Below are 24,874 nucleotides of genomic sequence, written 5' to 3'. Positions count from 1 at the left end.
TACGGAATCTCCGGGCGCCCGGCCGCGTCGCGAGGCGATCTGTGGACGGGCAGTCCACGGATCTCACGGCCGGTCGGCAGCGCGTTCGGCGCGCCAGGCGGGGAGGTAGCACAGCGCACCGAACACGCTGAAGGCGCCCGCGGCGGCGAAGGCGATGCCGGTACCGGTGTGTTCGGCCAGGACGGTCAAGGCGAGCAGGCCCGCGCTGTAGACGCCGCCGGAGACCATCGCGTTGGCGGAGAGGACGCTCGCGCGCGTGCTCGCGTCCGCCTGGCGGTGCAGCAGCGTGTTGTGCATGGGGCTCGCGGCTCCGTGCGACAGGTACGAGGCGCCGTACGCGGCGAGCAGGCCCACGGGCCCCGCGACGACGCCCATGACGACCACGAACGCCCCGTTCAGGATGCGGGCCAGTGCCGCGGTGACCGCCACGCCCCACCGTCTGGCTGCGCGCCCCGCCAGAAGCGAGCCGAGCGCGAAGAGCCCCCAGGCGGCGGCGGATGCGGGCCCGAACAGGGCGCCCGCCGCATCCTCGCCGCCGGCGAGTTCCGCCAGTCGCACCGGGGTGAGGGTCTCGAACGCGACCATGGCGACGGCCCAGAAGACCTCCACCGCCAGCAGCGCCCGCAGGATCGGAGAGCGGCGGATCAGGCGCAGCGCCCCGCGCAGTCCCGACGACCCGGCGGCCGCCTCGCGCATCCGTCGGCGCCGGCGCGGCGGCTCGACCACGAGGACCGCCGTCACGACGACGCTCACGGCGGACAGTGCGAGGCTCACCAGGAACGGCAGGACGAGCGCCGACGTGCCGGGAAGCGGTCCCCACGCCACGAGCAGTCCGCCGCCGAGCGCCCCCGCCGCGATCGAGACACCGAGCACCGTGGCGGCGCGGGCGAGGCCCTGCTCCACGGGGGCGGCGGGGTCTGCGGTGTGCGCCGCGTCGACGTACCAGGCCTCGAGCGGGCCGGAGTCGAGCGTGCGGAACACCCCCTGCAGGAGCATCGCGACGGCGAAGCCCGCCACATCCTGCGCGAGCACGAACAGCACGGTGGACGCCAGGCCGATCAGAGCCGCGATCAGCAGAACCGGTCGGCGCCCCAGCGTGTCGGCGAGCCCACCGGTCGGCAGCTCGAGCACGAGAGCGACGATCCCTTGCAGCGACAGGATCGCGCCGACCTCGACGAGGCTGAGACCGCGCTCCAGCGGAAGCAGCGCGGTGAGTCCGAAGGTGACTCCGACCGGCAGCCAGCGCAGCGCCGTCAGCCACAGCAACCGGCGCTGGGCGCCGGCGGCGTCGATCATGCGTCGTCCAGGTCGAGGGGCGTGGCGAACGAGCTGACGTGGATGCGGCGAGCCCGCGGATCGGCCGCGCCCGCATCGCGATAGCGCGCCATGAGCTCCGCCAGCTCAGCGGAGAAGGCGGCGGTCTGCTCGGGCGTCACGGTCATCAAGCCGTCGGACAGCCCCAGCACGTCGACCCACTCCGCGGGCCAGTGCTCGGCCGCATCCAGCCAGCGCTCGGCTCCCACCGCGAACTGACGCACGTAGTCACGGCTCAGCCATGCCAGCGCGGTCCGGGCGTCCTCGTCGCCGGCGAAGTCGGAGTCGACCCAGGAGTGGCGCTCGCTCGCCGCGCGCCACTCGCGGCGGCGTCCCTCGCCCTCTCCCGTGTCGGTCACCAGTCCCACATCTGCGAGGGCGCGCAGGTGGTAGCTCGTCGCTCCCGTATTGGTGCCGAGCGCGCTCGCGAGCTCGGTCGCGGTGGCGGGTCCGTGGGTGCGCAGGCGGCTCAGGATGCGCGAGCGCAACGGGTGGGCGAGTGCGCGCACAGCGCGGCTGTCGAGGCGGATGGTGCTGTCGGGGCGGGGCTCGTCCATGCCTCGACTCTAAACATGCATAGATTCTTTGCACAAGTTCTGTGCATTGCTGAGGTGCGGGTGGACGCGGCCGGATGTGGGGTGGGGGGGCCTCGGCGTGCTAAGCTTCTAGTTTGGTGCCGCATCCCTGCTGATCGGTACCACGAACGTGAGCCCTCCACTGGCGTCTTCTTCCCAGAAGCACCCCGGAGCGGGATTCACGAACCTCTCCGTTCGATCAAGAAAGCAGCACTAACGTGACGCGCACTTTCACCCCCAAGGCTGGCGAGATCCAGCGCGAGTGGCTGGTCATCGACGCGACCGACGTCGTCCTCGGACGCCTCGCCTCGCACGCGGCCACCCTTCTCCGCGGCAAGCACAAGCCCACCTTCGCCAACCACGTCGACACCGGTGACTTCGTCATCGTCATCAACGCCGACAAGGTGGCCCTCACCGGGCAGAAGCTCGAGCAGAAGAAGGCCTACCGCCACTCCGGTTACCCGGGCGGCCTCAAGTCCGTCACCTACTCGGAGCTGCTCGAGAAGAACCCCGTCCGCGCCGTGGAGAAGGCCGTTCGCGGCATGCTCCCCAAGAACAGCCTGGGTCGCCAGCAGCTCTCGAAGCTGAAGGTCTACCGCGGTGCGGAGCACCCGCACGCCGCGCAGCAGCCCACGGCTTACGCCTTCGACCAGGTCGCCCAGTAAGCGCCGCTCAGACTAAGGACACTCTCGTGGCGAACATCGAAGAAACCACCAACTACTCGACCGAGACCCCGGCCGACCTCGAGGCTGCGGCTGTGGAGCGTCCCGTGCTCTCCGTCCCCGGCGCCGCCGTCGGTCGTCGCAAGCAGGCCATCGCCCGCGTGCGCATCGTGCCCGGCACCGGCAAGATCACGATCAACGGCCGCACGTTCGAGGACTACTTCCCGAACAAGCTGCACCAGCAGCTCGTGACCGACCCCTTCACGATCCTCAACCTCACCGACGCGTACGACGTGATCGCCCGCATCCACGGTGGTGGCCCCTCGGGTCAGGCCGGTGCGCTGCGTCTGGGCATCGCCCGCTCGCTCAACGGCATCGACGAGGAGAACAACCGCCCGACCCTCAAGAAGGCCGGCTTCCTCTCGCGCGACGCTCGTGTGAAGGAGCGCAAGAAGGCTGGTCTCAAGAAGGCCCGCAAGGCTCCTCAGTACTCGAAGCGCTGACACGCCGAATGGCGTTGTTCGGTACGGACGGCGTGCGGGGGCTGGCGAACGGCCCCCTCACTGCCGATCTGGCGCTTTCCCTGGCCCAGGCGACCGCTGTCGTCCTGGGCCAGGGCCGTTCTGCGGAAGCCCGACGTGCGGCCGGGAAGCGGCCCACAGCGGTCGTCGCCCGCGACCCGCGGATCTCGGGAGAGTTCCTCGCCGCGGCCGTGGCTGCAGGCCTCGCCTCCTCGGGAGTCGACGTCCTGGACGCCGGTGTGCTCCCCACGCCGGCGGCCGCGTTCCTCATCGGCGACATCGACGCCGACTTCGGCGTGATGGTCTCGGCGTCGCACAACCCCGCTCCCGACAACGGGATCAAGATCTTCGCGCGCGGCGGCGTGAAGCTGCCCGATGCCGTCGAGCAGCGCATCGAGTTCGCGCTCGCGGGTCCCAAGCTCCAGCCCACGGGTGCCGCGGTGGGCCGCATCCGTCGCTTCGCCGACGCCGAGGACCGCTACGTCGTCCACCTGCTGCAGTCGCTGCCGCACCGTTTGGACGGGCTGCACGTGGTTCTCGACTGCGCCCACGGTGCGGCCGCCGGCGTCTCTCCCGAGACGTTCCGCGATGCCGGCGCACGCGTCACCGTGATCGGCGCCGATCCCGACGGGCTCAACATCAACGACGGCGTCGGCTCGACGCACCTCGATCATCTGGCGGCAGAGGTTCTGCGGGTGGGTGCCGACCTCGGCATCGCGCACGACGGCGACGCCGACCGTTGCCTCGCCGTGGATGCGGCGGGTCGCGTGATCGACGGTGATCAGATCATGGCGATCCTGGCCGTGTCGATGCGTGATCGCGGCGTCCTGCGCGACGACACCCTCGTCGCCACCGTGATGAGCAACCTCGGACTCCACCGTGCGATGGCCGCCAACGGCATCCGCGTGCTGCAGACGGCCGTGGGAGACCGTTACGTGCTGGAGGAGATGAACTCCGGCGGATACGCGTTGGGCGGTGAGCAGTCGGGCCACGTGATCATGAGCGATTTCGCGACGACCGGCGACGGCCTGCTGACCGGCCTCCACCTGATGTCCGAGATGGCGCGCCAGGGACGCTCGCTGGCCGAGCTCGCCTCGGTCATGACCGTCTTCCCGCAGGTGCTCATCAACGTCAAGGACGTCGACCGCACACGCGTCGCCGATTCCGGCGTCGCCGAGGCCGTCGCCGCGGCGGAGGCCGAGCTCGGATCGAGTGGACGCGTGCTCCTGCGCGCGTCGGGCACCGAGCAGCTCGTGCGCGTCATGGTCGAGGCGGAGGACGCCGACCAGGCCCAGCAGATCGCGGAGCGGCTGGCAGGCGTCGTGCGCGAGCGTCTCGCACTCTGACGCGTCTCAGCGGCGCGGCACGCGAGCGACGAGTTCGGCTCCGGGCTCCGTCGCTGTCAGCGCGAGGCGTCCTCCCAGGCCCTCCACCCGGTCGGTCAGACGGCGCAGCCCGCTCAGAGCGGCGGTCGGGTCCACCCCGACGCCGTCGTCGCGCACGCTGAGCGTCACGTCGTCGAAGCCGACGTGCAGCACGATGTCGATCCGTGCGGCGAGCCCGTGCCGGAGGGCGTTCGAGACCCCCTCCTCGGCGACACGCACGAGTGCGAGGCGACGCCCGAGGTCGAGCTCGGGCTGGGCTCCCGAAGGGACGACGGCGAGGGATGCGTCGATCGCGGCCGGGATGCGGGAGACCAACGCCCGGAGAGCGGCGACCACACCTCGATCGATGCCCTCGGGGTAGAGGGTTGCGCTCACGGCCCGCAGCTCGTTCTCCCGCAGCGCGTCCAGTTCCTCGCGGATCCGGTCGATCCGTTGGCGCTGGAGGCCGTCGAGCCCGGAGGCCACATCGCGCAGGTCGGCCTGCAGCATGACGACGCGTCCCTGCAGCGTGCCGTGGAGAGTGTCCGCGACCTCCCGTCGCACGTGGAGCTCCTCATCCTGCAGCGCGGCCAACGCCGCCGTCGCCTGCGCGGCCTGCGCGAGCCGGGCCCGCTCGGACTCGCGCGCGCGCCGGCGAGAGCCGACGCTCTGCAGGGCGAACACGAACGTGCCCGACAGGAGCAGTGTCGCGATGGCCGCATCCGCGAGCGCGAGCGCCGGGGACGGATAGATCCCGACGAGGATCTGCGCCGCGGCGCGGCACGCGGCAGCGGCGCCGGCGCACCAGAGCAGCACCGCGACGCGGACGATCCCGGTACGCAGGATGAGGCGGGCACGGGCTGCGAGGAGCGTCGCGATCGCCACGCCGCAGAGGTTGATCGTCACGCGGATGACGAGATCGATGAACGGCGATGCATCGGTGCCGCGCAGAGACACGGAATTGATCCCGAGCAGGAGCACGGCCTGGGCGCTGATGGCCAGCGAAAGAGTGCCGCCCAGGGTCAGGGCGACGAAGGAGAACTGCCGCTGATCGGCGGCCCGATCCACAAGAGCGATGTCGCTCGGCGGATCTGCGCTCACGCGCTCTCCTCGAGGAAGATGCGCACGGCGCTCACGCGCGGGTTGCGCTCCGCATCCCCGCCGAGTCCCAGGGCGCTGTACACGGCGTTGACGTGGTTGTCGACGGAGCGGTCGGCGAGATTGAGCCGGCGGGCGATGGCGGTGTTCGTCAGTCCTTCGGCCAGCAGGGTCAGCACCTCGAACTGACGTGTGCTGAGGGCGGCGAGGCGACCCCGCGGGCGCGCGCGGCGACGCTCGACGAGCTCGCGATCGAGCACGCTGCGTCCGCCCGCGCTGGCGCGGAGGGCGGAGACCAGCGACGGCGCCGACAGTGCGGAGGTCTTGGAGAGGTAGCTCCATCGGCGACGCTGCTCTTCCGGCACGTCGAGCAGGGTGTTGAGGCGGTCCACGGCCGACAGGAGCACGATCGACAGCGAGCTCTGGCGCTCCTGCAGCCGACGGCCCACCTCGATGCCGTCGCCGTCGGGAAGGGTGATGTCCAGCAGTGCGACATCGAGATCGCGGGGAAAGTCTGCGGTCTCCGCGGCGGAGCCGGCGGCGACAACGAGATCGAAATCGGGGACGGCGCGCAGGAGGCCCACGAGCATGTCGCGGTAGAGAGGCTGGTCCTCGACGAGTGCGATGCGCAGTCTCGCCACAGGTGTTCCTTCGCAGACAGGATGGGTGTGCGCGCTGAGGGTGGGGGATGGGCGCCCCCGTATCTTATCGGCTCGCCCGCTCGCGCTCAGGCCGTATGACGGGGTTCTCCCACCGCGCGGGTCAGGCCCATCAGCAGCGACCAGAACGCCAGCGCCGGCAGCTCCCAGGGAACCTCCTCGCCGTCGATGCCCTCGCGCAGCACCACGTCGTCGATGCCCTCGATGCCGACGAGACGCTTGCTGGCCATGCCCTCGATGAGCGATGCTCCGGCCGCAGCGATCTGCAGCCAGGTGACGCCGGGAACCGGCTCCCTCTCGACGCGGGCGAGGACTCGCTGATAGATGTCCGCGATCTCCGCCAGGAACCGGGTCTCGCTCGCCGCGAGCGCACGGCGCACCTCCGCCTGCTGGTCGACGGGGAGCGAGCTGACCGAGACGGAGAGCGCCATGTAGTTCTTCCACTCGGTGGAGGCCATCGTGTCGAGCACGTTCTGTCCGATGGCCCGGCGCACGGACTCCTGCAGAACCCGCTCGATGCCGACGGGGTCGGGCTCGCCGTCCGCGCCGACCAGATGGTCCGAGTACTGCTCGAACACCGCCGTCGCGATCTGAACGGTGGCGGCGGAGTAGCCGATCGGATGGGGGCCGCGTGGCTCGAGCAGGCGCAGCATGAGCGCGGAGAGCAGTTGGTCCTTGCCGCCGAACGCCGCGAACGCCGAGCTTCGCGGCACACCGACGCGCCGGATGAGCTCCTCCATGTTGAGCTGGTGCAGTCCCACGCTCACCGCGCCGTCGGCGAGGAGATCGGCCGCCGCATCCAGGACGCGACGGCGTAGCTCGTCACGAGGGATGCGGCGTGCGCGGCCCGTCTGTGACGAATCGTTGTGGACTCTGCGTCCAGAGTCTTGTTGTTCGTCCTGAGTTGGCATATTTTCGTTCCTACCGACGGAAGGTCCTGCTCTCGAGTTGACGGCGGCCGCCAGTGGGGGGACGTCGGTACCGTGATCCGCGGGTCGGGTGCAAAGACCCCCCGCGGATCACGGCGGTCATTCTATGGTCGCCCCTGTCGTGGGGGCCATGGGCGGTCAGCCCCAGGCCATGGCCTCGATGTAGCGCAGCAGCACGCCCTCCCGCAGCGCCCACGGGCTCACCTCGAGCTCGTCGATGTCGAGTGTGCGCATCGCGGTGTGTAGCACGACCGCGCCCGCCACGATCTGGAACGTGCGATCCGGGGTGATCCCGGGCAGTTCCTGGCGGGCGCTGGCGGGCAGGCGGGCCAGGCGTGGGATCCAGGAACCCAGTGCCTGACGCGGCAGCAGGAGCCGTTCGCTCCCGGACCATCCCGGCACGGGGTAGCCGGCGAGGCGGGCGAGCGAGCGGATGGCCTTCGACGAACCGGCCACGTGGTCGGGGCGCTGCAGCGCCTGGAACTCGGCGGCCACGGGGGCGAGCACCTCTGCGGCGTGCGCGCGCAGGCGCTCGACCGCATCCTCTCCCGGAGGATCCTCGGGGAGGTAGCCCACCGTCATCCGGCCGGCGCCGAGGGGAACGGATGCGGCGCGCTCGGGAAGCTCGTCGGAACCGGCCGCGATCTCCAGCGAGCCGCCGCCGATGTCGAAGAGCAGGATCTGGCCCGCCGACCAGCCGAGCCAGCGTCGGACCGCGAGGAACGTGAAGCGCGCCTCGTCCTCCCCTCCGAGCACCTGGAGGGGCTGGCCGAGCGCCTCCTCGATCCGGGCGATGACGAGCTCACCGTTGGTGGCATCGCGCACCGCGGAGGTCGCGGTCGCGAGCAGCTCCGCGACGCCCTCGCGCCGGGCGGTCTCGCGGGCCTCGGCGACCGCATCCTCGAGAGCGCGCACGCCCTCTTCGCTGATCGCACCCGTGGGCGTGAGGTAGCGCATGAGCCGCAGGACGGTGCGGTGACTCGTCGTCGCGAGCGGCCTTCCGCCGGGGTGTGCATCCGCCACGAGCAGATGCACGGTGTTGGAACCGATGTCGAGAACTCCGAGCCGCACCCGATGAGAGTAGCGGCGTCCGGCTTTGCGCGCGCTGCGAGGGCGACGCCGCGCCGGTGCGTCGCCACTACGATGGGCGGGTGCCAGAGGAGACCACCCTGCCGGCGGCGTCAGCCGAGTCCCTGTACCGCGAGATCGAGCGCGCCGACTGGGCCCGGTTGGCCCGCGGCATGGACCAGCCGCTGACCGAGGCCGAGGTCGTGCAGCTGCGCGGCCTGGGCGACATGCTCGACGTCACCGAGGTGCGCGAGGTGTACGTGCCCCTCAGTCGACTGCTGTCGCTGCGGGCATCCGCCACCAAGCGCCTCGGCGCCGAGGAGAGCACCTTCCTGGGCGAGCCCGACGAGACCACGCCGTTCGTCATCGGCGTGGCGGGCTCCGTCGCCGTCGGGAAGTCCACGATCGCCAGGCTGCTGCGCGAGCTCCTGAGCCGTTGGCCGGGCACACCCCGCGTGGAGCTCGTCACGACCGACGGCTTCCTCTATCCGAACGCGGAGCTCGAGCGGCGCGGGCTGATGGACCGCAAGGGCTTCCCCGAGTCCTACGACCGCCGCGCACTGATCGCGTTCCTCACGGCGGTGAAGTCGGGGGCCGCCGAGGTGCAGGCGCCGTACTACTCGCACATGCGGTACGACATCGTCCCCGACGCGCATACGAGCGTGCACCGGCCCGACGTCGTGATCGTCGAAGGCCTCAACGTGCTGCAGCCTCCGCCCGTTCCGCACGACGTCGCGGTGAGCGACCTGTTCGACTTCTCGATCTACGTGGACGCCGAACCCGAGCACATCCAGCGCTGGTACACCGACCGGTTCCTCGCGCTGCGCGATGCCGCGTTCAGCAACCCGAACTCGTTCTTCCGGGTGCTCGCGGACATCTCCGACGAGGATGCGCGCGAGCGGGCCGCGTACTACTGGAACAGCATCAACCTGCCGAACCTCATCGAGAACGTGTTGCCCACGCGGCACCGCGCCTCGCTCGTGCTGCGCAAGGGCGCCTCCCACGCCGTCGAGACGGTGCTCCTGCGCAAGCTCTGACGCCCCCCGCCGGTGTTCCCCTCCGGTCGCCCCCCTCGTGTGCCCGAGTTGCGTCGCGGTTGCGCAGATGCCACACCTTTCCGCATCCGCCACAGTCATTGACTGGCGCGGATGCGGAGAACTGTCGCCCCGGCGAGCGGCGAGCCGCGAGCGGCGAGCGGCGGGCGGCGAGCGGAGCAGCTCCACACCCGCCCCGAGCCGCGCACGTGGGCCCGCCGATTGCACGGCTTGGCGCCGGGCGAGTACACGGCTGGGCCCAACTACGATGGAACCCATGTGTGGCATCGTCGGATATGTCGGCCCTCGGCCGAGCCAGGACATCCTGATCTCGGGTCTGGCCCGTCTCGAGTACCGCGGATACGACTCGGCCGGCATCGCGGTGATCGATGCCGACGGCGACCTCGGGATGCGCAAGCGCGCCGGCAAGCTCAGCGTGCTGCGCGACGACCTCGCACGCGTCCCCCTCGCCGACGGCACGACCGGTATCGGACACACGCGGTGGGCGACCCACGGCGGTCCGACGGATGCGAACGCGCACCCGCATCTGGCCGACGACGACAAGCTCGCCGTCATCCACAACGGCATCATCGAGAACTTCGCGGCCCTCAAGGCCGAGCTCGTCAGCGAGGGCTACACGTTCCGCAGCGAGACCGACACGGAGGTCGCCGCGGTCCTGATCGGCCGCGAGTACGCGGCATCCGGCGACCTGATCGCCGCCTTCCGCGCGACCGTCGGCCGCTTCGAGGGCGCCTACACGCTGCTCGCGATGCACAAGGACCACCCGGGCCTCGTCGTGGCTGCGCGCCGCAACTCCCCGCTGGTGATCGGCCTGGGCGAGGGCGAGAACTTCCTCGGCTCCGACGTGGCCGCCTTCGTCGAGCACACCCGTCACGCGCTCGCGATCGGCCAGGACGAGATCGTCGCCATCACCCCCGACGGCGTCGAGGTCACGGACTTCGCCGGCAACGTCGTGGAGCCCGAGCCGTTCGAAGTGACCTGGGATGCCGCCGCCGCCGAGAAGGGCGGATGGTCCTCGTTCATGGCGAAGGAGGTCTCCGAGGAGCCCGAGGCCGTCGCCAACACGATCCGCGGCCGCATCCGCGACGGCGTCGTCGTCGTCCCCGAGCTCGACGGACTGGACGAGCTCTTCGTCGACATCGATCGCGTGGTCATCATCGCGGCGGGTACGGCGGCGTACGCCGGGCAGACCGGCAAGTACGCGCTGGAGCTGTGGACCCGCATCCCGGTCGACGTCGAGCTCGCGCACGAGTTCCGCTACCGCGACCCGGTGATCGGTGCCCGCACGCTCGTCGTCTCGATCAGCCAGTCGGGCGAGACCATGGACACCCTCATGGCCGTCAAGTACGCCCGCGAACGCGGCGCACGCACGCTCTCCATCTGCAACACGCAGGGCGCCACCATCCCGCGCGAGTCGGACGCGATCGTCTACACGCACGCCGGTCCCGAGGTAGCCGTGGCCTCGACCAAGGCCTTCGTCGCGCAGATCACCGCGATCTACCTGCTCGCGCTGCACATCGCTCGCGTGCGCGGATCGCTGACGAGCGCCGAGGTCGCCGACCACGTGCGCGAGCTCGAGTCGGTGCCCGGCAAGATCAGCACCATCCTCGAGACCCAGCAGGAGCGCATCACGCAGCTCGCGCACTGGATGGCCGACACCCGTTCGGTGCTGTTCCTCGGGCGCCACGTCGGTTACCCGATCGCGCTGGAGGGTGCCCTCAAGCTCAAGGAGATCTCCTACATCCACGCGGAGGGCTTCGCCGCGGGCGAGCTCAAGCACGGGCCCATCGCGCTGATCGAGCCCGGCCAGCCGGTGTTCGTGATCGTGCCGTCGCCGCGGGAGTCCTCGGTGCTCCACGACAAGGTGGTCTCCAACATCCAGGAGATCCGGGCGCGCGGCGCCCGTGTCATCGTGATCGCGGAGGAGGGTGACGCGAGCGTGCTGCCGTTCTCCGACGAGGTGCTGCACATCCCGCTCGCCGGTCCCCTGTTCGAGGCGCTGCTGGCGGTCGTCCCGCTGCACATCTTCGCGATGGGCCTCGCGACGGCGAAGGGTCTGGATGTGGACCAGCCGCGCAACCTGGCCAAGTCGGTCACGGTCGAGTAAGGGCCACACTTCTGCACAAGCGCGCCTGTGATCGACAGGTGCGCTTGCGCATTTCTGTGGCAGTTGCGCAACGGCGACGCAACTCGGGCATCCGGGGCGCGGATAGGGTGGCGGATGCGGTGAGCCGCGGCATCCGGGAGGGCACATGATCGTCGGAATCGGCGTCGACCTGGTCGACGTGCCGCGGTTCGAGCGCACGCTCGCGCGCACGCCGGGACTGCTGGCCCGCCTCTTCTCACCCGCCGAGCGCGTGCTGAAGCCGCGCTCGCTCGCCGCACGCTACGCCGCAAAGGAGGCGCTGATCAAGGCGCTGGGTGGCTCGGACGGCGTGCACTGGGTCGAGATCGAGGTGGCCTCGGAGCCCTCGGGGCGACCGATCTTCGCGCTGACCGGTTCCACGGCCGAGGTGGTCGCCGCGCGCGGCATCGTGGCCCTGCACCTGTCGATGAGCCACGATGCGGGCCTCGCCACGGCGTACGTCGTCGCTGAGGCGGCACCCGCATGATCGCGCGCGTCGCCGTCTACACGGGCTCCGCCCCCGGCGCGTCGCCGGCCTACGCGGAGGCTGCGGCCGCGGTGGGCCACGCGCTCGCCGCATCCGGCGTCGGACTCGTGTACGGCGGCGGGCGTGCCGGGCTCATGGGCGTCGTGGCGGATGCGGCCCTCGCCGCCGGCGGCGAGGTGCACGGCGTGATCCCGCAGGCCCTGGTGGATGCCGAGCTCGCCCACCCCGGCCTCACCAGGCTCGAGATCGTGGCCGACATGCACGAGCGCAAGACGCGGATGGCGGAGCTCGCCGACGCGTTCGTGGCGCTGCCCGGCGGGGCGGGGACGCTCGAGGAGCTCTTCGAGGCGTGGACCTGGCTGCAACTGGGTCTGCACCGCAAGCCCGTCTCGCTCTACGACGTCGACGGCTACTGGACGCCTTTGGGGGCGATGCTGGACGGCATGGTCGAGGCCGGCTTCCTGACCGCGGCCTTCCGCGACACCCTCGGCGTCGCCGCCGACCCGGCAGCGCTGCTCGCGGGATTCGCGGCGTGGGAGCCGCCCCCGCCCAAGTGGCGGCGCTGAGCGCCCCGCGTCACCCGGTACCGTGGATGCGGCGACGGGAGGTCCCATGAGTACGCTGCCGGCCGGGGTCATGCGAGAAGCGATCATCGATGTCGAGGCGATCGCCGACAACGTGCGTCATCTGCGTCGCCTGACGGGCGTCGAGGTCATCGCCGTCGTCAAGGCCGACGGCTACGGGCACGGAGCCGCCAGGTCCGCCGCGGCGGCGCTTGCCGGCGGTGCGACGCGCATCGGCGTCGCCGACGTGACCGAGGCGCTGGCGCTGCGGCGCGCGGGGATCGACGCGCCCATCCTCGCCTGGCTGCACGCCCCCGGCGCCTCCTTCGGCGAGGCGGTCGAGCGCGGCATCGAGCTGGGCGTGTCGAACATGGATCAGCTGAACGCGGCTGCCGCCGCCGGAAGCGGTGACCGCCCCGCTGTGCTGCACCTCAAGCTCGAGACCGGACTGGGGCGCAACGGCGCCTCGCCCGCCGACTACGCCGCGCTGTTCGCGGAGGCCGCCCGGTGGGAGCGACTGGGCCGGGTGCGCGTGATCGGCATCTTCAGCCACCTCTCCAACGCGTCCGCCGAGGACGACCTGGCGGCGCTCGCGCGCTTCGAGGATGCGGTGGCCGCCGCATCCGTCGCGGGACTGACTCCGCGCCTGCACCACATCGCCGCCACCCATGCCGCCCTCGCGCTGCCGCAGACCCGCCTGAACTGCGTGCGCATCGGGATCGGCATCTACGGCCTGTCGCCTTTCGATGACCGTTCCTCCGCCGACCTGGGCCTGCGCCCGGCGATGACGCTGCGCGCCGCCGTCGCCGCCGTCAGGCGCGTCGGCGCCAGGCAGGGCGTCTCGTACGGGTACGACTACCGCACGGACGGCGACACGACGCTCGCGCTCGTGCCGCTGGGCTACGCCGACGGGGTACCGCGCCAGGCCTCGGGCGCGGGGCCGGTGCGGATCGCGGGCGAGCGTCACCGTGTCGCCGGGCGGATCGCGATGGATCAGTTCGTCGTCGACGTCGGCGACGCCGCGGTGCACGTGGGCGACGAGGTCGTCCTCTTCGGCGATCCGACGCTCGGGGTGCCCTCGGCGACGGACTGGGCGGCGGCGGCCGGCACCATCAACTACGAGATCGTCACGCGGATCGGCGCGCGCGTTCCCCGACGCCACATCGAGCGATGAGCGGGCATGAATCCGGCGCCGCCGGTGTTCCAGACGGCATGACGAACGAGGTCGGTGAGCCGGCGATGGACGAGTTGCTCGGCGAGCGCGAGATCGCCTCTCCGCAGGACATGGAGCAGCTGGGTCGGCAGATCGGTGAGCGCGTGCACGCGGGCGATGTCGTCGTGCTGACGGGGGCGCTGGGCGCGGGCAAGACCACCCTGACCCGGGGGATCGCCGCGGGTCTCGGCGTGCGCGGCCCGATCCAGAGCCCCACGTTCGTGATCGCCCGCACGCATCCCTCCCTCACGGGAGGAGCCCCCCTGGTCCACGTGGACGCCTACCGGTTGGGCTCGGCGGCGGAACTGGACGACCTCGACATCGACCTGCCGGGCTCGGTCGTGGTCGTGGAATGGGGCCACGGACTCATCGAGGCGATCGCGGACTCCTGGTGGGAGGTCGAGCTCGACCGCGAGTGGGACGGTCGCGGCGTGGACAGCGCCTGCGGCACATATCAGCGCCACAACGACGAGCTGGATGCCGAGACGCCCCGTCTGGTCACGATCACCCACCACACGGTCTGAGCGCGGCGGCCCCGCCGCATTACCCTGGAGGGGTGTTCCTCGGCATCGACACCTCGCTCGGAACGGCGCTCGCCGTCATCGATCCCGACGGCGTCGTGCGCGCCGAGGTCTCCAGCGACAACCCTCTCGGCCACGCCGAGGTCATCGGCGACCTGCTGCTCACCGTGACGGAGGCCGCGCGCACCACGGCAGCGCACGGCTCGGGCTTGGGCGCCGCCGATGATGCGCGCATCACGCACGTCGTCGCCGGTATGGGACCCGGTCCGTTCACGGGGCTGCGGATCGGCATCGCCGCCGCACGCGCCTTCGCCCTCGCCCGCGGCGTGCCCGTGGTGCCCGTCGCCAGCCACGACGCCGTCGCGCTGGGCGTGCTGCTCGCGGCGGCGATGGAGGACGCCGACGCCGGCACCTTCGCCGTCGTCACCGACGCGCGGCGGCGGGAGTTCGCGTACACGGTCTACCGGGGCCTCGACGACGACGGCCTGCCCGAGCGGATCACCGGTCCCGCCCTCAGCCCGCGCGACGAGCTGGACGACCGGCTCGCGGCGCTGGGTGCCGCGCGCATCGACGCGACGGCGATTCCCGCCACCGTCCTGGCCCTGTGCGGCGCGCGCGCCGTCGCCGCCGGCCGCACGATCGCCGCGGACGAACCGCTGTACCTGCGTTCGCCCGACGTCACGAGTCCGCACGCGCCCAAGCGGGTGGGGTCGTGATCCGCCCGGCGACAGCCGCCGATCTCGAGGCGATCATGCGGCTGGAGCGGGCGAGTTTTCCCACGGATGCGTGGAGCGACGCCATGATGCGTGAAGAACTCGCCTCCCCGCACGGTCACTACGTCGCACTGGAGGAAGCCGGTCGGCTGATCGGCTACGCCGGGTTGCGCGCGCCCACGGGAGCGCGCGACGGCGACATCCAGACGATCGCTCTGGACGAGGCGGCCCGCGGACGAGGCTCCGGACGGGCGCTGTTGCGCACGCTGCTGTCGAAGGCCCATGAACGACGCGTACGCGAGGTGTTCCTCGAGGTGCGCGACGACAACCCCGTCGCGCACGGGCTGTACGCCTCGGAGGGCTTCGTCGAGGCCGGTCGGCGTCCGCGCTACTACCAGCCCGACGACGTCGACGCGATCGTGATGCGCCTGGACGTGCCGGCGTGGGTGGCGGCGCGCGGCGAGGATGCGGTGGCATCCGGTGTGAACGGAGGATGGTGCTCGTGAGTGGACCTCTCGTGCTCGGCATCGAGACAAGTTGCGACGAGACCGGTATCGGGATCGTCCGCGGCCGCGAGCTGCTGACGAACACGATCGCCAGTTCCATGGACGAGCACGCCCGCTACGGCGGTGTGGTCCCCGAGGTCGCCGCACGCGCTCACCTGGAGGCGCTGCAGCCCGCGATCCACGCGGCGCTCGCCGAGGCCGGAGTCGGCCTTCACGATCTGGATGCGGTCGCTGTCACATCCGGTCCGGGGCTCGCCGGTGCGCTCATGGTGGGCGTGGGGGCGGCCAAGGCGCTCGCCGTGGGGCTCGGCAAGCCGCTCTACGCCGTCAACCACCTCGTCGGCCATATCGCGGCCGACATCCTCGATGCGGACGCGGCTCCTCTGGAGTACCCGACGGTGGCGCTCCTGGTGAGCGGCGGCCACACCTCCTTGCTGCTCGTGCGTGACCTCACGAGCGATGTGGAACTGCTCGGCGAGACGGTGGACGACGCCGCGGGGGAGGCGTTCGACAAGGTCGCCCGCATCCTGGGCCTGCCCTACCCGGGAGGTCCGCAGATCGACCGCGCCGCCGCCGACGGCGATCCGACCGCCATCCGTTTCCCCCGTGGGCTCTCCCGCGCCTCCGACATGGCCGAGCATCGCTACGACTTCTCCTTCTCGGGACTGAAGACGGCCGTGGCCCGCTATCTCGAGCAGACGCCGGATGCCTCCGTGCCCGACGTCGCCGCATCGTTCCGCGAGGCGGTCGTCGACGTGCTCGTGGCGAAGGCACTGGATGCATGCGAGCGACACGGCGTGCCGCGCCTGCTGCTGGGAGGCGGCGTGATCGCCAACCGACGCTTGCGCGATGTGGCGCTGGAACGCGGCACCGCGGCCGGCGTCGCCGTCCGCATCCCGCCGCTGAGCCTGTGCACCGACAACGGCGCGATGATCGCGGCGCTGGCCGCCGAACTCATCGCCGCGGGGCGCGCGCCGTCCACGCTCCGCTTCGGCGCAGACTCGACGTTGCCGGTCACCGAGATCCAGGTGGCGGAGCAGCGGTGAACGGCGAACGGGGGCAGGACACGCCGGACGAGCCGGCGGCGCTCTCGTTGTCGTTCCCGCCGGACGACGCGGCCGCGCAGCCGCTGCTGGCCGCTGCCGCGGCCCTGGACCCCCCGCCGCAGAGACCGGCCGCCGAGCCGCGGCCGATCGCCGCGCGCGTCGAGTCTGCCTCGGACGACGTCATCGTGCCGTCGCAGGCCGCCGAGCTTCCGGGCACGCACCGCGGCGGCTTCACCCGCCCGCCCACGGCGCCCGTGGACGTGCAGGAGCAGGTCGCCCAGCATGAGGAGCTCCCGGCGACGACCGCGACCCTTCCGACGACGGATGCGGCCTCGCCCGCGAACTTCGCGACGCTCTCCCTCGGTTTCGCCGTGGTCGCCCTCATCGTGGCGATCGTGGTCGGCTGGGGCTTCCCGATCGGCGTGGGCGCTGTCGTGCTCGGGCTCATGTCCTTGCGCGGGCGGGTGGAGAGCCGCCCGATCGCGGTGTGGGGTGTCGCGCTCGGTGCGCTCTCGTTGATCTACAGCGCGGGATGGCTCATGTATGCCGCCATCCAATCGGGGTGGATCGGCTGATTCTCCCGCGGGCGGGCGTGCCTCGGTCCTGGCGGGCTTGATAGGTTCGCAGACATGGGGATCGAGTGGGGACGAATCAACCCTGTGGTCGTGGTCGCGGCCGGGGTTCTGGCCTGCATGCTGGTGCCGAGCGCGGTGTTCATCGCCGTGTCGGCGTTTCTCGCAGGCAATGCGCTGCTGGGGGCGGCGGCGGTCGTCGCGGCGGGCGGGATCGTGATCGCAGCCGCCGTCGCGTTCGTGTGCGCGGCGACGGTGTTCCGACGACGCGCGGCCGTCGGCGAGGGCTGATCAGACGCGGTCCGCGAGGATCGCCGTCCGTTTGTCACCGATCCGCGTCAGCAGCAGCGTGGCCGACGCGTCGCCCTTGAGCTTGAGCCGGGTGCGCAGACCGGCCGGGTCCACGTCCACGCCGCGTTTCTTGATCTCGAGCGTGCCGATACCGCGCTCGCGGAGGGCGCGGGCGAGCTTCTTCTCGTCGACGGGCAGCAGCTCGCGTACGCGGAAGCTCTGCACGAACGGGCTCGTGACCGGCCGGTCCGAGGTGAGGTAGGCGATGCGTTCGTCGAGCGTGCCCGCATCCAGTGATCGGGCCACGTCGCCGATCAGGCGGGCGCGGATGACGGCGCCGTCGGGCTCGTGCAGGAATGCGCCGAGCCGGCGGGGGTCGACGTCCTCGGCGTCGTGAGCGGCTGTGAGTTCGTGCACCTCGTCGCCGCGGACGACGAGCGCCGCGCGCCGTACCCCGTCGCGGGCCAGCTCACGGGTGAAGAGCACGAGCTCGATCGTCGATCCGTCCACACTGATCCACTGCGCCTCGACACCCTCGGGGATGCTGTCACGATCGAAGCCGGGGCCGAGCTTGATGCCGGTCGGGATCCGCTCGGCGACCTCGAACGCCCAGCCGAGCGCGGGACTGTACTCGTCGGCGCGCAGGCGATCGTTGTGCGCGCCGCCGACCGGGCGCCGCGCGGGATCGAGCCAGACCGCATCCCTGTCGGTGAGATCGACATCCTCCGCGCGGGCGTGCGAGACCGTGACGGTCTCGCCGAAGGGCGCCAGGTTGTAGGCGGCGACGGCCGCGGTGGGCTCGTCGGCGTCGACAGCGGCGACCTCGAGCCCGAGGGCTGCGAACCCCAGGGCGTCGCCGCCGATGCCGCATCCGAGGTCCGCGACCCGACGGCGTCCCGCATCCCGGAATCGTCCGGCATGGCGCGCCGCCACGCTGAGGCGCGTGGCCTGCTCGAGGCCTGCGGGAGTGAAGAGCATGCGGTCGGCGAACGGGCCGAACTTCGCCGCCGCGCGGGAGCGGAGTCGCGCCTGACCGACGACGGCGGAGACGATGTCGGGACCGTGCCCCTGGGCGCGGAGCCTGCTCACGGCCGCCGCGACCGCCGCCGTCGACTCGATCGGCCCGGTCTCATCCAGCAGGCGCAGGCCCTCGGGGGTGAGAAGGGCGCGGAGCTCGCTCATCTCCATCGCTCCAGCCTAGGCGCGACGTCGTGTTGGCACTCGCGTTGCACGAGTGCCAGGACGCCTCTAGACTTGCCATTAGCACTCTCGGTGTGAGGGTGCTAACTGAGTCTTCCGTTTCACGAAGCGAGAAAGAAGAGGTAGACCGTGTCGGTTTCCATCAAGCCGCTCGAGGACCGCATCGTCATCCAGCAGGTCGAGGCCGAGCAGACCACCGCTAGTGGCCTGGTCATCCCCGACACCGCCAAGGAGAAGCCCCAGGAGGGCGAGGTCGTGGCCGTGGGCCCCGGCCGCATCGACGACAACGGCAACCGTGTCCCGCTCGACGTCGCCGTCGGCGACCGCGTGATCTACAGCAAGTACGGCGGCACCGAGGTCAAGTTCGGTGCCGACGAGTACCTCGTGCTCTCCGCGCGCGACGTGCTCGCGGTCGTCGTCCGCTGACATCGCCTGCTCGAAGCCCCCGGCCGTTCGGCCGGGGGCTTCGTCCGTTTCGGGCGCGCCTCACCCCGTGCCCGCGGTCCTAGGCTGGATCGGTGAATCCGCGCACCCCCACCGAGCAGAGCCTCACCGGCGGCCTGTACGCCTTCTCCGCATATCTGCTGTGGGGCGTGCTGCCGCTGTACTTCCTGCTGCTGGCGCCCGTGGGCGCGTTCGAGATCGTGGCGTGGCGCATCCTGCTGTCGCTGGTGTTCTGCGCGCTCCTGATCGCGGTGACGCGTTCGTGGCGGCGCCTGGCGGCGATCCTGCGCCAGGGCCGGCTCGTCGCCCTCACCGTTCTCGCCGGCATCCTGATCTACGTCAACTGGCAGACCTATCTCATCGGCACCCTGAGCGGCCACGTCATCGAGACGAGCCTCGGCTACTTCATCAATCCGATCGTCACCGTCCTGCTGGGTGTGATCGTGCTGCGCGAGCGGTTGCGCCCGACGCAGTGGGTCGCGATCGGGCTCGCCACCGCGGCGGTCGTGGTGATCGTCGTCGGCTACGGAGCGGTGCCCTGGATCGCCCTCATCCTCGCGTTCTCGTTCGGTTTCTACGGACTCGTGAAGAAGAAGATCGGCCCGTCCGTGGATGCGGTCAGCGGGCTCACCCTGGAATCTCTCTGGCTGACCCCTCTCGCCGTCGTGCAACTCGTCGTGGTGGCTGTGACGACCGGGCTGGGCTTCGCCTCCGCCGGGGCGGGCACCACGGTGGCCCTGGCGCTCGCGGGGGTCGTGACGGCGGTTCCCCTGCTGCTGTTCGCCGCGGGGGCGCGCCGGGCGCCCCTGACGCTGCTCGGGATCGTCCAGTTCGTCGCGCCGGTGCTGCAGTTCCTCATCGGATGGTGGGTACTGGGCGAGCCGATGACGGCGGGGCGGTGGGCGGGCTTCGCGCTCGTGTGGGCCGCTCTCATCCTGCTGAGTGCGGATTCGATCATCGCCTCGCGCCGCGCGCGCAAGGGGGCAGGATTGCAGAACGCTCCGTCGGACGTGGCCGATTTGACGTAATGCGTCGAAAAGCGGCGCGATTCATAACGATTTCGTCGCGAAAGAGTGCGAGGACTGTGCGCGACGCGCGCCTACAACACACTCGTAACAATGCGCGGCTAGCTTCTGGCGCAACGCGGCGTCCAGGTCGCGCATTGAAGAGTGAAAGGACGGAACCAGATGGTTCACTCCAAGAAGGCGTGGTTTGCCGCGACCGCCCTCGCGGGCGTCTCGGCGCTTGCGCTCGTCGGGTGTGCCGGCGGGGGCGAAGCAGCGCCCTCCGGCAGCTCAGACGCAGGTGGCGACTACACGGCACAGAACTGCGCCGACGGCACCACGAGCGCTGACATCCTCAAGGTCGGCACCCTGCTGCCCACCACGGGAACCCTGGCGTTCCTCGGCCCGCCCGAGATCGCCGGTGTCGGCCTGGCTGTCGACGACATCGTCGCCGCAGGAGACAAGGCATGTACGTTCTGGACCGACTCCGGTGACAGCAACGACATGACCGTCTCCTCCGCCTCGGCCGACGAGCTCATCAACGCGAAGGTCTCGATCGTGATCGGCGCCGCATCCTCCTCGGTGTCGCTGAACGTCGTCGACAAGCTCACCAAGAGCGCGAGCCCGATCGTGCAGATCTCGCCCGCGAACACGGCGGCCACGCTCTCGGGCTACTCGCCCTTCTACTTCCGCACCGCTCCGCCGGACACGGTGCAGGGTTCCGCGCTGGGTCAGCTCATCACGAGCGACGGCAACGCGAACATCGCGTTCCTCGTCTTCAACGACGCGTACGGCACGGGCCTGCGCGACGTGATCGAGGAGACGGTCACCGGCGCGGGTGGATCGGTCACGTACGGCGCCAAGGGCGCGGGCCAGGAGTTCCCTCCCGGTCAGACCACGTTCTCGTCCGAGGTGACGGCGGCTTTGGCCACCAACCCCGACGCGATCGTGATCATCGCGTTCGATGAGACCAAGGCGATCATCCCCGAGCTCGTGTCGCAGGGCTGGGACATGTCCCGCACCTACTACACGGACGGCAACACGTCGGACTTCTCGAAGGACTTCGAGGCCGGAACGCTCGAGGGTGCGCAGGGCACGATCCCCGGCGCCAACCCCGCCGACGACTTCAAGAAGAAGGCGTCCGCGTGGCACGAGGCGGTCGAGGGTTCGGCCCTGGACGACTACTCCTACTCGGCTGAGTCGTACGACGCCGTCATCCTCTCGGCCCTCGCGGCCCTGAAGGGCGGCGCGACGGACCCCGCCACCATCCAGGCGAACCTGGCCGCGGTGTCGGGTGCGACGGGTGGCGAGGAGTGCTCGACGTACGCGGACTGCAAGGAGCTCATCGCCGGCGGTAAGGACATCCACTACACGGGTGTCGCCGGCACGGGACCGTTCAACGACAAGAACGACCCCTCGAGCGCCTTCATCGGCATCTACAAGTTCGACGGTGACAACAAGCCCGTCTGGCAGAGCGCTGTCGAGGGCAAGTCTTGATCTGACTGCTCATCCCCACGAACGCCCCCGGGTCCGCCCGGGGGCGTTCGTGCGTCCGCGGGCGGACCCGCCCTCTTCATCCCCGTCGACGCCCCTCGCGGCACAGCCCGTCCCGGTTGCCGGGTCCTTCCGTCCCGCGCGTCGGTCCTTCGAGCGTGCGAGGTCCGTGTTCGAGGGACCCGGGGTGTTGCTCCGGGGCCTCGCCGCTGCCGCTCCGTGCGTCCGATACCCGCCCGGACTCGCCCGGCCCCGCCCGCGTCCCGCCTGCGTTTCGCGTCCCTTGAACCTCGGGGCCGAGTGTTCGAGGGGCGCGTGTTGCGGCTTCGTGGGCGTTCGGGTCGCGTTTCGGGTCCCTTGAACTCGCGGGGTGTGTGTCGGAGGGACTCGTCTCGTCGTCCCGAGGCGGAGCGGGGACGGGGCGGAGTGGGGCGCGAGGGCGCGGGGGTGCAGGAAAAGGGAAGGGGGCGGATGCGGCTGCATCCGCCCCCTTCGGAGCGTTCCGGCGGCGTGCGGCGCCGCGTGGGGTCTCAGGCCTTGCCGGCGTCGGGCTCCACACCCGGGTCCGACATGGGCTCGGCTCCCGGCGGGAGGTCCTCCGCCGCGCTCGAGCCGGCCGTCACCGACGTCGGAACCTGCTCGTCCGGGGTCACCGTGCCCGCGGGAGCCGGCTCCTCGGTCGCGGGCGGGACCGGGGCGCCGGCGGATGCGGGTGCCGACTTGTCCGCATCCACATCGGCTGCGAGCGTGCCGAGGTAGAGCTGGATGACCTTCGGGTCGTTGGCGAGCTCGCGTCCGGTGCCCGTGTACGCGTCGCGTCCCTGGTCGAGCACGTAGGCGCGGTCGCAGATCTGCAGGCAGCGGCGCGCGTTCTGCTCGACCATGATCACGCTCACGCCCGCCTTGTTGATGCGGCGGGTACGGATGAAGGTCTCGTCCTGCCGGACGGGCGACAGGCCCGCCGAGGGCTCGTCGAGCAGCAGCACGGACGGGTCCATCATGAGCGCGCGCGCCATCGCGACGGACTGGCGCTCGCCGCCGGACAGGGAGCCGGCACGCTGATCGCGACGGTCGGCGAGCACGGGGAAGATCTCGAAGATCTTGTCGAGCTGCTCCCGGAACTTGCGCGGCTTCTGGTAGATGCCCATCTGCAGGTTCTCCTCGATCGTCAGCGAGGGGAACACGTTGTTCGTCTGCGGCACGAAGCCCACGCCGGTCGAGACGAGCTTGTTGGGCTTCCAGCCGGTGATGTCGGTGCCCTTCAGCGTGACGGAGCCGCCACGGATCGAGACCTGGCCGAACACCGCCTTGAGGAATGTCGACTTGCCGGCGCCGTTGGGGCCGATGATGCCGATGAGCTCGCCCGGGTGGGCGACGATGTTCACGCCGTTGAGGATGTTGACCCCCGGAAGGTAGCCGGCGTGCAGGTCCTTCGCGACGAGGACCGGTTCGGTCGCGTTCGTCATGAACGGTGCTCCTTTCCGAGCGCCTCGTCGATCTGCCGCTCGGCGGCCGCGTCCGCGGCCTCCGCCTCGGCTTCGAGCTGTTGGATGACCGAGGTGTCCAGCAGCGAGTCGTCACCGAGGTCGGTGTCGTGGTGCGCACCGAGGTAGGCATCGACGACCGCCTGCTGGTTCATGACCTCGCCCGCGGGTCCCTCGGCGACGATGGCGCCCTGTGCCATCACGACGACCCAGTCGGAGATGTGGCGCACCATGTGCATGTCGTGCTCGACGAACAGCACCGTCGTGCCGTCGTCGCGCAGGGCCTGGATGTGGCCGAGCAGCGACTGCGTGAGCGCCGGGTTCACCCCTGCCATGGGCTCGTCGAGCATGATCATCTTCGGGTCGCTCATGAGCGCACGCGCCATCTCGAGCAGCTTCTTCTGCCCGCCTGAGAGGGAGCCCGCGAGGTCTTCCCGCTTCTCGTACAGCTTGAAGCGCTGCAGGAGATCCATCGCCTTCTCGATGATCTCCTTCTCCCGCTTGCGCCAGAGCGCGGGGATGAGGGCGACGGCCATGTTCTCGCCGGGCTGGTCGCGCGCGCCGAGCAGCATGTTGTCGAGCACCGTCATGCGCGAGAGCGCCTTCGTGAGCTGGAAGGTGCGCACCATGCCGCTGCGGGCGACCTTGGATGCGGCGGTGCTGCCCAGCGTGCGTCCGTCGAACGACCATCTGGCCGCCTTGTCGGCCGGCGGGCCGCCGAAGGCGCGCTTCGCGCTCGTCGGCTTGTCGAAGCCGGTGATGAGGTTGAAGAACGTCGTCTTGCCCGCGCCGTTGGGGCCGATGAGCGCCGTGATCGCGCCGCGCTGGACCTCGAGGTGATCGACGTCGACCGCCGTCATGCCGCCGAAGCGGCGGATGATGTTGTCGACGACCAGGATGGGGTCGGGCTTGGGTGCGCCGGGCGTCTGCGCGACGTGAGACAGGCTCTCCTGTGCGGCCGCCTGGGCCGCCGTGATCGGCTCAGACATTGAAGCTCAGCTCCTTCTTGCTGCCGAGGATGCCCTGTGGTCGGAAGATCACCAGGAGCATCAGCGCGATGCCGATCACGATCCACGAGAACTGATCGGTCTGCTGGGTGGACATGATCGAGTCCGGCACGACGATGTCGGTGATCCCCTGGATGAAGATGCGTACCGCGAAGAACAGGATCGAGCCCAGCACGGGTCCGAAGATGGTCGCGGCGCCGCCCAGCAGGAGCGCGGTCCAGATGAAGAACGTCGTCGAGCGTCCCAGCGCGTCCGGCTGGACGGAGGACGGCAGGACGTAGATGATGCCGGCGAAGGCGCCGAGCACGCCGCCGAGCACGAGCGCCTGCATCTTGTAGGAGTAGGCGCTCTTGCCGAGGCTGCGCACCGCATCCTCGTCTTCGCGGATGCCCTTGAGCACACGGCCCCACGGGCTGCGCATGAGCAGCCACACCAGGACGAGGAAGACCGCGACGAGTGCCCACGCCACGAGACGGATCCACCATCCGCTCACGCCGTTGTTCTCGTACGTGAACCAGAGGATGGTGGTCGAGCCGTCCGGGAGGAACGACAGCTCGTTGAAGGGATCGCGGTAGGTCGCGCCGGGAAGACCGTTCGAGCCGCCCGTGAGGGGCCCCATGATCGAGGAGCGTCCGACCATGCGCACGATCTCGGCGGCCGAGATCGTCACGATGGCGAGGTAGTCGCCGCGCAGCTTCAGTGTCGGGATACCGAGGATGAGGCTGAAGATGACGACCACGATGATCGAGATCAGCAGCGACGGCCAGAATCCGAGGCCTGCGCCGATCGACACGGCGAAGCCGTAGGCGCCCAGCAGCATGAAGCCGGCCTGACCCATGTTGAGCAGGCCCGTGTAGCCGAAGTGGATGTTCAGGCCGATCGCGGCGATGGCGAAGGCGGCCGTGGCGGGCGAGATGGCGCTTGCCGCCATCTGGGTGAGCAGGTTCAGGAATTCCATG

Annotated in this window: 26 protein-coding genes and 1 pseudogene; 17 read left to right on the top strand and 10 right to left on the bottom strand. The window is 70.6% G+C overall.

Annotation, left to right across the window (positions count from 1 at the left end):
* Positions 1–63: 63 nt before the first annotated feature.
* Both QE374_RS05905 and QE374_RS05900 read right to left on the bottom strand, forming a co-directional pair.
* Positions 64–1,296 carry an MFS transporter gene (locus QE374_RS05905; protein WP_309733008.1) on the bottom strand — a complete coding sequence of 411 codons (1,233 nt, stop codon included), beginning with the start codon at positions 1,294–1,296 and terminating at the stop codon, positions 64–66.
* Positions 1,293–1,871, bottom strand: a complete 579-nt coding sequence (locus QE374_RS05900) for a winged helix-turn-helix domain-containing protein (protein ID WP_309733006.1) — start codon at positions 1,869–1,871, stop codon at positions 1,293–1,295. Before QE374_RS05900 ends, QE374_RS05905 begins: the two co-directional genes overlap by 4 nt.
* Before the next feature lie 236 nt (positions 1,872–2,107).
* On the opposite strand from QE374_RS05900, the gene rplM reads away from it, so the two are divergent.
* The 3 genes from rplM to glmM are packed head-to-tail and all read left to right on the top strand — an operon-like array spanning position 2,108 to position 4,418.
* On the top strand, positions 2,108–2,554 hold the full coding sequence (gene rplM, locus QE374_RS05895; protein ID WP_243226823.1) for a 50S ribosomal protein L13: 447 nt from the start codon (positions 2,108–2,110) through the stop codon (positions 2,552–2,554).
* A gap of 26 nt (positions 2,555–2,580) precedes the next feature.
* Positions 2,581–3,054, top strand: a complete 474-nt coding sequence (gene rpsI, locus QE374_RS05890; protein ID WP_307319820.1) for a 30S ribosomal protein S9 — start codon at positions 2,581–2,583, stop codon at positions 3,052–3,054.
* 8 nt (positions 3,055–3,062) lie between these two features.
* On the top strand, positions 3,063–4,418 hold the full coding sequence (gene glmM, locus QE374_RS05885) for a phosphoglucosamine mutase (protein ID WP_309733003.1): 1,356 nt from the start codon (positions 3,063–3,065) through the stop codon (positions 4,416–4,418).
* 6 nt (positions 4,419–4,424) lie between these two features.
* Here glmM and QE374_RS05880 read toward each other — a convergent pair whose 3' ends face one another.
* The 4 genes from QE374_RS05880 to QE374_RS05865 form a co-directional block, all read right to left on the bottom strand.
* Positions 4,425–5,537 (bottom strand): ATP-binding protein, encoded by a 1,113-nt coding sequence (locus QE374_RS05880; protein WP_309733002.1) that lies wholly within the window; start codon positions 5,535–5,537, stop codon positions 4,425–4,427.
* A complete protein-coding gene (locus QE374_RS05875) occupies positions 5,534–6,175 on the bottom strand; it encodes a response regulator transcription factor (RefSeq protein WP_309733000.1) in 642 nt (213 codons plus the stop codon). The genes QE374_RS05880 and QE374_RS05875 overlap by 4 nt, the downstream gene beginning before the upstream one ends.
* 86 nt (positions 6,176–6,261) lie before the next feature.
* Entirely contained in the window at positions 6,262–7,104 is an 843-nt protein-coding gene (locus QE374_RS05870) for a TetR family transcriptional regulator (protein ID WP_309732998.1), read from the bottom strand.
* A gap of 156 nt (positions 7,105–7,260) precedes the next feature.
* Entirely contained in the window at positions 7,261–8,193 is a 933-nt protein-coding gene (locus tag QE374_RS05865; RefSeq protein ID WP_309732996.1) for a Ppx/GppA phosphatase family protein, read from the bottom strand.
* Between the two features lie 80 nt (positions 8,194–8,273).
* Between QE374_RS05865 and coaA the strand changes: the two genes are divergently transcribed.
* From coaA to QE374_RS05810, 11 genes are all read left to right on the top strand, one after another.
* Positions 8,274–9,227 carry a type I pantothenate kinase gene (coaA, locus tag QE374_RS05860; protein WP_309732994.1) on the top strand — a complete coding sequence of 318 codons (954 nt, stop codon included), beginning with the start codon at positions 8,274–8,276 and terminating at the stop codon, positions 9,225–9,227.
* Between the two features lie 274 nt (positions 9,228–9,501).
* The gene (gene glmS, locus QE374_RS05855) at positions 9,502–11,352 is read left to right on the top strand and encodes a glutamine--fructose-6-phosphate transaminase (isomerizing) (RefSeq protein WP_309732993.1); all 1,851 of its coding nucleotides are present in this window, start codon (positions 9,502–9,504) and stop codon (positions 11,350–11,352) included.
* A 145-nt stretch (positions 11,353–11,497) separates the two neighbouring features.
* The gene (locus QE374_RS05850; protein ID WP_309732991.1) at positions 11,498–11,857 is read left to right on the top strand and encodes a holo-ACP synthase; all 360 of its coding nucleotides are present in this window, start codon (positions 11,498–11,500) and stop codon (positions 11,855–11,857) included.
* Positions 11,854–12,423, top strand: coding sequence for a TIGR00730 family Rossman fold protein (locus QE374_RS05845; protein WP_309732990.1), 570 nt, complete (start codon positions 11,854–11,856; stop codon positions 12,421–12,423). The genes QE374_RS05850 and QE374_RS05845 overlap by 4 nt, the downstream gene beginning before the upstream one ends.
* Before the next feature lie 46 nt (positions 12,424–12,469).
* On the top strand, positions 12,470–13,594 hold the full coding sequence (alr, locus tag QE374_RS05840) for an alanine racemase (RefSeq protein WP_309732987.1): 1,125 nt from the start codon (positions 12,470–12,472) through the stop codon (positions 13,592–13,594).
* A gap of 65 nt (positions 13,595–13,659) precedes the next feature.
* Positions 13,660–14,157, top strand: a complete 498-nt coding sequence (tsaE, locus tag QE374_RS05835; protein ID WP_396653344.1) for a tRNA (adenosine(37)-N6)-threonylcarbamoyltransferase complex ATPase subunit type 1 TsaE — start codon at positions 13,660–13,662, stop codon at positions 14,155–14,157.
* A gap of 32 nt (positions 14,158–14,189) precedes the next feature.
* On the top strand, positions 14,190–14,870 hold the full coding sequence (tsaB, locus tag QE374_RS05830) for a tRNA (adenosine(37)-N6)-threonylcarbamoyltransferase complex dimerization subunit type 1 TsaB (RefSeq protein ID WP_309732985.1): 681 nt from the start codon (positions 14,190–14,192) through the stop codon (positions 14,868–14,870).
* A complete protein-coding gene (rimI, locus tag QE374_RS05825) occupies positions 14,867–15,373 on the top strand; it encodes a ribosomal protein S18-alanine N-acetyltransferase (RefSeq protein WP_309732983.1) in 507 nt (168 codons plus the stop codon). The genes tsaB and rimI overlap by 4 nt, the downstream gene beginning before the upstream one ends.
* Positions 15,361–16,419, top strand: a complete 1,059-nt coding sequence (gene tsaD, locus QE374_RS05820; protein ID WP_309732981.1) for a tRNA (adenosine(37)-N6)-threonylcarbamoyltransferase complex transferase subunit TsaD — start codon at positions 15,361–15,363, stop codon at positions 16,417–16,419. The genes rimI and tsaD overlap by 13 nt, the downstream gene beginning before the upstream one ends.
* Complete coding sequence (locus QE374_RS05815) at positions 16,416–16,994, top strand: hypothetical protein (protein ID WP_309732980.1); 579 nt, start codon at positions 16,416–16,418, stop codon at positions 16,992–16,994. The genes tsaD and QE374_RS05815 overlap by 4 nt, the downstream gene beginning before the upstream one ends.
* A 54-nt stretch (positions 16,995–17,048) precedes the next feature.
* Positions 17,049–17,282, top strand: coding sequence for a hypothetical protein (locus tag QE374_RS05810; RefSeq protein ID WP_309732978.1), 234 nt, complete (start codon positions 17,049–17,051; stop codon positions 17,280–17,282).
* On the opposite strand, the gene QE374_RS05805 is transcribed toward QE374_RS05810, so the two are convergent.
* Complete coding sequence (locus QE374_RS05805) at positions 17,283–18,470, bottom strand: class I SAM-dependent methyltransferase (protein ID WP_309732976.1); 1,188 nt, start codon at positions 18,468–18,470, stop codon at positions 17,283–17,285.
* A 141-nt stretch (positions 18,471–18,611) separates the two neighbouring features.
* On the opposite strand from QE374_RS05805, the gene groES reads away from it, so the two are divergent.
* The 3 genes from groES (at position 18,612) to QE374_RS05790 (ending at position 21,427) form a co-directional block, all read left to right on the top strand.
* A complete protein-coding gene (gene groES, locus QE374_RS05800) occupies positions 18,612–18,908 on the top strand; it encodes a co-chaperone GroES (protein ID WP_047543013.1) in 297 nt (98 codons plus the stop codon).
* Between the two features lie 92 nt (positions 18,909–19,000).
* The gene (gene rarD, locus QE374_RS05795; RefSeq protein WP_309732968.1) at positions 19,001–19,954 is read left to right on the top strand and encodes an EamA family transporter RarD; all 954 of its coding nucleotides are present in this window, start codon (positions 19,001–19,003) and stop codon (positions 19,952–19,954) included.
* A gap of 159 nt (positions 19,955–20,113) precedes the next feature.
* Positions 20,114–21,427, top strand: a complete 1,314-nt coding sequence (locus QE374_RS05790; RefSeq protein ID WP_309732967.1) for an ABC transporter substrate-binding protein — start codon at positions 20,114–20,116, stop codon at positions 21,425–21,427.
* Positions 21,428–22,140: 713 nt separating this feature from the next.
* Here the strand turns inward: QE374_RS05790 and QE374_RS05785 are convergent.
* The 3 genes and pseudogenes from QE374_RS05785 to QE374_RS05775 form a co-directional block, all read right to left on the bottom strand.
* Positions 22,141–22,890 (bottom strand): annotated as a pseudogene (locus QE374_RS05785) (ABC transporter ATP-binding protein); the annotation flags it as partial.
* Positions 22,887–23,897 carry an ABC transporter ATP-binding protein gene (locus tag QE374_RS05780; RefSeq protein ID WP_309732965.1) on the bottom strand — a complete coding sequence of 337 codons (1,011 nt, stop codon included), beginning with the start codon at positions 23,895–23,897 and terminating at the stop codon, positions 22,887–22,889. The pseudogene QE374_RS05785 and the gene QE374_RS05780, both read right to left, overlap by 4 nt.
* Positions 23,890–24,873, bottom strand: a complete 984-nt coding sequence (locus tag QE374_RS05775) for a branched-chain amino acid ABC transporter permease (protein WP_309732963.1) — start codon at positions 24,871–24,873, stop codon at positions 23,890–23,892. The genes QE374_RS05780 and QE374_RS05775 overlap by 8 nt, the downstream gene beginning before the upstream one ends.
* Position 24,874: the final 1 nt, after the last annotated feature.

This window comes from Microbacterium sp. SORGH_AS_0428 (genome assembly GCF_031453615.1).
In the GTDB taxonomy this organism is placed as follows: domain Bacteria; phylum Actinomycetota; class Actinomycetes; order Actinomycetales; family Microbacteriaceae; genus Microbacterium.
Note: the sequence above shows the minus strand (reverse complement) of the source record. Positions and strands in the feature narration are given on the sequence as shown.

What these genes read in the sequence shown, in the direction of transcription:
- QE374_RS05905 (WP_309733008.1), bottom strand. Translation starts at nt 1,296, where the DNA reads ATGATCGACGCCGCCGGCGCCCAGCGCCGGTTGCTGTGGCTGACGGCG.
- QE374_RS05900 (WP_309733006.1), bottom strand. Translation starts at nt 1,871, where the DNA reads ATGGACGAGCCCCGCCCCGACAGCACCATCCGCCTCGACAGCCGCGCT.
- glmM (WP_309733003.1), top strand. Translation starts at nt 3,063, where the DNA reads ATGGCGTTGTTCGGTACGGACGGCGTGCGGGGGCTGGCGAACGGCCCC.
- QE374_RS05870 (WP_309732998.1), bottom strand. Translation starts at nt 7,104, where the DNA reads ATGCCAACTCAGGACGAACAACAAGACTCTGGACGCAGAGTCCACAAC.
- glmS (WP_309732993.1), top strand. Translation starts at nt 9,502, where the DNA reads ATGTGTGGCATCGTCGGATATGTCGGCCCTCGGCCGAGCCAGGACATC.
- QE374_RS05850 (WP_309732991.1), top strand. Translation starts at nt 11,498, where the DNA reads ATGATCGTCGGAATCGGCGTCGACCTGGTCGACGTGCCGCGGTTCGAG.
- QE374_RS05845 (WP_309732990.1), top strand. Translation starts at nt 11,854, where the DNA reads ATGATCGCGCGCGTCGCCGTCTACACGGGCTCCGCCCCCGGCGCGTCG.
- alr (WP_309732987.1), top strand. Translation starts at nt 12,470, where the DNA reads ATGAGTACGCTGCCGGCCGGGGTCATGCGAGAAGCGATCATCGATGTC.
- tsaE (WP_396653344.1), top strand. Translation starts at nt 13,660, where the DNA reads ATGGACGAGTTGCTCGGCGAGCGCGAGATCGCCTCTCCGCAGGACATG.
- tsaD (WP_309732981.1), top strand. Translation starts at nt 15,361, where the DNA reads ATGGTGCTCGTGAGTGGACCTCTCGTGCTCGGCATCGAGACAAGTTGC.
- QE374_RS05810 (WP_309732978.1), top strand. Translation starts at nt 17,049, where the DNA reads ATGGGGATCGAGTGGGGACGAATCAACCCTGTGGTCGTGGTCGCGGCC.
- QE374_RS05805 (WP_309732976.1), bottom strand. Translation starts at nt 18,470, where the DNA reads ATGGAGATGAGCGAGCTCCGCGCCCTTCTCACCCCCGAGGGCCTGCGC.
- QE374_RS05790 (WP_309732967.1), top strand. Translation starts at nt 20,114, where the DNA reads ATGGTTCACTCCAAGAAGGCGTGGTTTGCCGCGACCGCCCTCGCGGGC.
- QE374_RS05780 (WP_309732965.1), bottom strand. Translation starts at nt 23,897, where the DNA reads ATGTCTGAGCCGATCACGGCGGCCCAGGCGGCCGCACAGGAGAGCCTG.
- QE374_RS05775 (WP_309732963.1), bottom strand. Translation starts at nt 24,873, where the DNA reads ATGGAATTCCTGAACCTGCTCACCCAGATGGCGGCAAGCGCCATCTCG.